This is a genomic window from Pantoea sp. CTOTU46764, assembly GCF_031974595.1.
Classification (GTDB): Bacteria; Pseudomonadota; Gammaproteobacteria; order Enterobacterales; family Enterobacteriaceae; genus Pantoea; species Pantoea trifolii.
The window spans coordinates 1,134-7,437 of sequence record NZ_DALYOQ010000113.1 but is presented as its reverse complement, the minus strand read 5'-3'; the positions used below and the strand labels follow the sequence as shown (position 1 = coordinate 7,437).

The following is a 6,304-nucleotide window of genomic DNA, read 5'->3' as shown; positions in this document are numbered from 1 at the left end:
CCCGTTCGACGCCGAAATATGTCTTGCCAGATAACTGGCAAGACGGTATCTACGAAACCTTTTCTCTGTAGGGTCGCCATTTATGGCGACCTCCCCAACCAGATTCATGAATTTCAGCGTCATGATGAATTGCTCTCTGCAGACAGTGCCAATTTACCCACTGAAGTGAAAATGGCGTCGTCCTGTGGCGTATGAATGCGGCCGCATAGCACGTTACGCAGGTGACGTTGTAACGGAAGGTGGCGCGTCAGCGCGTGATTACCGATGCTCTCAACCATCAGCTGCACGCTGCGAATGGCGTTTTCGGTTACCACCTGTTTAATTTGCGCGGCATGCCCGCTGGCTACGTGGCCTTGTGCAGCGCTGCTCAGCAGGGTTTGATTAGTAAATAGCAGCGTATCGATGCGGCCAACCAGTTCCTGAAAGCGTGGCAGTGATGCCAGCGGCGCACCAAGATTGGCCGGCACGCGTTGCTGCAAAAAGCCGATAAACCAGTCGCGTGCGCTGTTCGCAATGGCGTCGTACAGCGAACCGAGCAGCACCGCCATCCACACCGATTCCTCTTCGTTAAGACCCGCTCGCGGCGTACTCCAGGGCGCGACGTTTACCGCGTGATCAAGCGGGATCAGCACATTGTCCAGCACCACGCGATGGCTACAGGTGCCGCGCATGCCGAGATGATCCCACTCATCAATGATGTGGATGCCGGGCGCGTTGGCCGGCACCAGATAACCGCCGACCAGCGGATCGGCATCGTCGCTGCTGGCCCAGACCAGAAACCAGCTCAGCCCATAGCTGCCGGTGGAGTAAATCTTCTCACCGCTGATGCGCCAACCTTCAGAAGTGCGGCGTGCGCGGGTAGCGGGCAATCCGCCGCGCGCGGGCGTGCCTAATTCCGGTTCGACGCGCAGCGCATTGATCAGCGCACCGTCGCGAATCACACTCTCCGCTACCTTACGTCGCACCGCATCTGGCCAGTTTGAGCTGTCGTCGAGGCGGCGCGTGTTGAGATACTGCATGATGAGGATCAGCGCGGCAGAAGGTTCGCTGCGCGCCACGGCCTGGATAATCGCCTGGCTTGCCAGCAAATCGCCGCCGCTGCCGCCCGACGCAGTCGGCAATACGAAGTGCAGCAAGCCATGCTGTTGCAACACACGAAAAGCTGTTTTGGGAAATTCGCCGCTGCGATCAACCTCTTCAGCGTCTTTTTCTAAAGCCTGAATAATCACTGGCAATATTTCAGTCAGAATGGGCGGGTTATTTGCCATACGTTATTAATTCTCTGATCAAATCAGGCTTAATTGTTTCCATTTCTACCACCGCTGTAAAAGCAATAAACCGGCTATATACATGCGGAATCGGCATAATTCTGCCGCCGGTTGAAGTGTTAATTTGCAATGGCTGTTTCTACGCAACCCATTAAATAGGGTTAGCAACTTCACCTGCATTTATTTTTGGGAGTTATTTAATGCCAAATAATTACTTAGTTTCCCGTCGGCATTTTCTGGGATATTCAGCCGCCGCGGCGATGGCGGCAACCTTACCGGGCCGCGTGTTTGCCGAAGAGCATATGGCGGGCATGCAGATGCCTGGCGATTTACTGCAAGGGGGCCCAGGAAAATGGGCGCTGGCGAAGCCGACACATGTGCGTCTGGCGGTGAATCTCAACGCCATCTGTCTTGCACCGGTTGTGGTGGCCGATCAGCATAGCTTCTTCAAAGCGCACAACCTGGAAGTGGAGTTTGTTAACTTCGGCAACTCAACCGAATTGCTGCTGGAATCCATCGCCACCGGCAAGGCCGAAGCCGCCATCGGCATGGCGCTACGTTGGCTGAAAGCGCTGGAACAGGGCTTTGATGTGAAACTTACTGCGGGCACGCACGGCGGCTGTATGCGCCTGTTGGCGCGTGATGGCGGGCCAACCACGCTGGAACAGCTGAAAGGCAAAACCATCGGCGTTACTGACATGGCGGGCGCGGATAAAAACTTCTTCTCGCTGATGCTGAAAAAGCACGGCGTCGATCCCAATACCGATGTCGACTGGCGCGTGTTCCCACAGGATTTGCTGCCGATGGTGCTGGAGAAGGGCGAAATTCAGGCCGCTAGCGGTTCCGATCCGGTGATGTGGCGCTTAACCCAGAAGCCGGGCTACCGTGAGATTGGCACCAATTTAATGGATGAGTACGCCAAACTGAGTTGCTGTGTGGTGGGCACGCGCGGCAGCTTGATTCGCGAACAGCCGGAAGTGGCGGCCGCAATCACCCACGCAATTTTGCAGGCACATGCCTATGCGGCCAAACATCCGGAAGCGATTGGCAGTGAGTTTAACGGCCAGGCGCTCAACACCACGCCGCAGGAGATCGCCAGCGTTTTGAAAACCCATACGCACGGACACTATTCGGTGGGGAATGCATTTGTGAATGAGATCGACGTGTATGCGCGCGATTTGAAGGCGATCAACGTGTTACGACCGGAAACCGATCCACTGCTGTTTGCCAAAGGGATTACCAGCAACGTGTTGGTTTAGAGGGAAAAGTCAGGTCGCCATGAATGGCGACCCTACGGGATTAGGCGATTTTCCTCGAGGTTTGCACGGCACTCGCCAGCTTTAGCGATTCCGCTGGCACCTGATGCGCGAACAGCTGGGTGGTCAAATAACTGCTGCCGCCGTCGGCCAGCAACACCACAATGCGCTTGCCGCGATTCTCCGGTCGAGCCGCGACCTGTTGTGCCGCCCACAACACCGCGCCGGACGAATCGCCCACCAGCACGCCTTCGCTCAGCGCCAGCTGCCGCGCCGCCGTGTACGCCTGCCAGGTTTCTACCGCGATCACCTCATCGTAAACGCGGTGATCAAGATTGGCAGGAATGCGCTCCGGCGTCTGGTTGCTAAACGCATGTACGCCGGTGATCTCCAGCGGATCGGGACGCAATTCGCTCGGCTGGGAACCCACGCCCGGCTCGACGGCGATCACCTGCAAACCCGGATGCTGCTGTTTGAGATAGCGTCCGGTGCCGGAGAGCGTGCCGCCGGTGCCGACGGCGGCGATGAAGATATCCAGCTCGCCGCCGCTGTCGCGCCAGATCTCTGGCCCGGTGGTGCGCTCATGCACCGCCGGATTGGCCGGATTATCCAGCTGCAGCAGAAAATGCACTTCCGGTTCTGCTGCGGTGACCTGCTCGGCCAGCCATTTAGTAGCGGCGACAAAATCGCCGTTGCTGGCGTCGTAGAATTCCTTAAATCCTTCAATGGTGCTGAACGGCACCACTTCGGCGCCGTACGCCTGAATAATCTGGCTGCGTTCGATGCTGACGAAATCATTGATGTAAACGCGGAACTTGTAACCTTTGGCCGCCGCAATCGCCGCTAAACCAATACCGGTATTGCCGCTGGTGGTTTCAACCAGCGTATCGCCGGGCTGGATAATGCCGTTGCGTTCGGCGGCTTCAATCATGCTGAGGGCGATGCGATCTTTGACGCTGTGATTGGGATTAAACAGTTCGAGTTTAGCGACCAAATCCGCCTGAATCTCTTGCTGCTGCGCGTAGCGAGACAGGCGCAGCAGCGGCGTGTTGCCAATCAGTTCAGTGATAGAAGCAGAAATTTTTGCAGCCATAATCGACCTCATGTGTGGGGGCGGTCGCCATGAGTGGCGACCCTACGAATTACCATTTCACCGCGCTGCGCTGCCATGACAGCAGGCGATCGCGCACCAGGAACAGCAGGGAGATCAGCGAAGAGAACAGCAGCGCCATCACAATCAGCGCGGCGTACATATTGGCGTAAGCCGCCCAGCCTTGCGCCCACTGCAAATACCAGCCGAGCCCGGATTTCACGCCCATCATCTCTGCTGCCACCAGCACCGAGAACGACGCGCCCAGGCCCATAAACAGGCCGACAAACAGGTGCGGCAGCGCTGCAGGTACCGCTACGCGCAACACAAGGAACAGTGAATTGGCACCCAGCGTGCGCGCCACATCGTAATAACGCGTATCAACGCTGGAAACGCCCGACCAGGTCAGCACCGTCACCGGGAACCAGGTCGCCAGCGCGATCAGGAATACCGCCGCCGAGAAGCTCGACGGGAAGAAGTAGAGCGACAGCGGCAGCAGCGCAGTTGAAGGCACCGGTCCGAGGAAACGCAGAATCGGATGCACCCAGTAACCCAAGCCGCGCGACCAGCCAATCGCCACGCCGGTAATAAAGCCGACCACGCTACCGTAGATAAAGCCGAAAGCCAGCAGACGCAGCGAATTGAGCACGCTATCCAGCAGGCGCGGCCAGTCGGTGGCGTAGGCTTCCACCAGCGCACGTGGCGGGGCGAAAAAGGGCGCGGGCAGCAGCGCCAGTTTGCCGGTCACGGTTTCCCACAGGCCAATCAGCAGCGCCAGCACAATCAGCCAAGGACCGCTGCGCTTAAGCGGCGTGAGTAACGTCAATCGTGGGAACAGACCTGAGGTAATCGCCAGTCCGCTGAGAATAAGCGCGATGGCGGCGAACAACTCGTGCGTTTCATTCACAAAGCGCGGGGCGGCAAAACCCTGCGGCTTATCCGGTACCGCCACCATCAGCGCTACCAGCGCCCACCACAGCAGAAGCGCACCCCAAACCGCCGGTTGAATGCGGCGCGGCACGTCACGGTTGCGGGCAATCGTCAGGGTTTCACTGGCCATAATCGTCTCCTTAGCTGGACATGTTGCTCATGTGCGCCATGTTGCTGGCGTGCTGATGGGCCGATTCTGCCGGCAGCAGTTCCGGCACATAGTGCTCGGCGAAGCGTTGCGCATCGGTATCCGGGCGGATCACGTTGATTTTTTTCAGCTCATCGATATACACCGCCACCTCTTTGCGCAATTGCACGCCGGTGGAGTGATGGCTGTGGGTGTGCTCTTTCAGCATCGCGGCAATGTCTTCCACTGCGACGGAGCCCGGCACAAACGGCTGGAAGATTTTCGCCGTCTCGTCCGGATGTTCGGCGGTCCACTGCTGCGCATCGACAATCGCCTGGGTAATGGCGCGCGCGGTGGTGGGATCGTCACGCACCAGTGAGCCGCGCAGCCCCAGTACGCAGCAGGTGAGGCTGGCGTATTCGCCTTTCAGGTTGTTATCCACTTCCACCAGATCGTGCTGCTTCTTCAGCAGCCAGCCCTGCGGATCGTCGGTGGCCAGCGCTTGCACTTCACCTTTGCGCAGCGCTTCGCCAAACAGGTCGGGTGGATATTGCAGCCAGTTGACCTGCTTGTCGGGATCGATGCCCTGTTTCGCCAGCTGAATAGCGAAGAAGTTGCGAATCGGACTGGCCTGATCGCTTACCGCCACCGATTTCCCCACCAAATCTTTCACATCGCGGATGCCGCTGTTCTGCGGGGCGAGTAAACGCATGCAGCCGCCGTGCGTGCCGACGGTAAGATCAACATCAAAACCCTGCTCCAGCGGCTTCAGCCAGCGCAGCGCCATGCCAATGCCGCCATCGGCCTGGCCGGTGGCAATCGCCTGTAACAGCGCATCGGTTGGGCCGCTAAAGTTCACTGGCTCAACATTCAAACCGTACTTTTTAAAGAAACCTTGCTTCAGCGCTACCGAAATCGGTGACTGACATACTGCAGTTTGTCCCCAGGCCAGTTTGATGGTCTTGAGGGATTTATCATCGGCAAACACCTTGCTGCTCAGCAACGGATTCACCGCCACGCCGGCACTGAAGAGACCCAGCCCGCGTAATAATGCGCGGCGGCTCAGAGAGAATTGTTGAAATGCCATCCTGCCTTCCTTGTAGATAAAGTTCACAGGCACTATGGCAAAGGCAATTAGCGCGACCAAATAACAATCCCGCATGACATCATGCAGTTTTTCATTATGAATATTTGCGGATAGGTTTGCCGTAATGGCTATTTCGCTGCGGGAAGGTCGCGGATTATGCTTTATTTCTTAGCATATCAAGCAGGAGCGAAAATATGGCCTCAACCTCGGCGGGCGTTAATATTGCGATTGAGAAGGTGAATCATCACTTCACCTTAGAAGGCGAAGATTTACCGGTGCTGGAGAATATTAATTTGCAGGTAGAGGCCGGTGAATTTGTCGCGCTGCTGGGGCCGTCCGGCTGCGGCAAATCGACGCTGCTGCGTCTGCTGGCCGGGCTCGAACCGCCTGCCAGCGGGTTACTGGCGGAAGAGGGCAAAGCGATCACCGCGCCCGATCCCTCGCGCGTGGTAGTGTTTCAGGATCCCACGCTCTATCCGTGGCGCACCGTCTATGACAACGTCGGCCTCGGTTTGCAGATTCGCGGAGAGAGCCGCCCGCTGCGCG

General features: G+C 57.7%; 6 protein-coding genes. 2 read left to right on the top strand and 4 right to left on the bottom strand.

From position 1 onward, the window contains the following. Positions 1-119: 119 nt before the first annotated feature. Positions 120-1,268, bottom strand: a complete 1,149-nt coding sequence (locus RTM06_RS22340) for an acyl-CoA dehydrogenase family protein (RefSeq protein ID WP_312184748.1) — start codon at positions 1,266-1,268, stop codon at positions 120-122. Positions 1,269-1,468: 200 nt separating this feature from the next. Between RTM06_RS22340 and RTM06_RS22335 the strand changes: the two genes are divergently transcribed. Next, positions 1,469-2,527 (top strand): ABC transporter substrate-binding protein, encoded by a 1,059-nt coding sequence (locus RTM06_RS22335; RefSeq protein ID WP_312184747.1) that lies wholly within the window; start codon positions 1,469-1,471, stop codon positions 2,525-2,527. A 40-nt stretch (positions 2,528-2,567) separates the two neighbouring features. Here the strand turns inward: RTM06_RS22335 and RTM06_RS22330 are convergent, their stop codons facing one another. From RTM06_RS22330 to RTM06_RS22320, 3 genes are read right to left on the bottom strand one after another with little or no spacing between them, the layout of a single operon-like run. Further along, positions 2,568-3,617, bottom strand: a complete 1,050-nt coding sequence (locus RTM06_RS22330) for a PLP-dependent cysteine synthase family protein (RefSeq protein WP_179452737.1) — start codon at positions 3,615-3,617, stop codon at positions 2,568-2,570. Positions 3,618-3,666: 49 nt separating this feature from the next. Then, positions 3,667-4,674, bottom strand: a complete 1,008-nt coding sequence (locus RTM06_RS22325; RefSeq protein ID WP_312184746.1) for an ABC transporter permease — start codon at positions 4,672-4,674, stop codon at positions 3,667-3,669. Positions 4,675-4,684: 10 nt separating this feature from the next. Further along, positions 4,685-5,758, bottom strand: a complete 1,074-nt coding sequence (locus RTM06_RS22320; RefSeq protein WP_312184744.1) for an ABC transporter substrate-binding protein — start codon at positions 5,756-5,758, stop codon at positions 4,685-4,687. A gap of 194 nt (positions 5,759-5,952) precedes the next feature. Between RTM06_RS22320 and RTM06_RS22315 the strand changes: the two genes are divergently transcribed. After that, on the top strand, positions 5,953-6,304 hold a 352-nt coding region (locus RTM06_RS22315; RefSeq protein ID WP_312184743.1), incomplete at its 3' end, for an ATP-binding cassette domain-containing protein.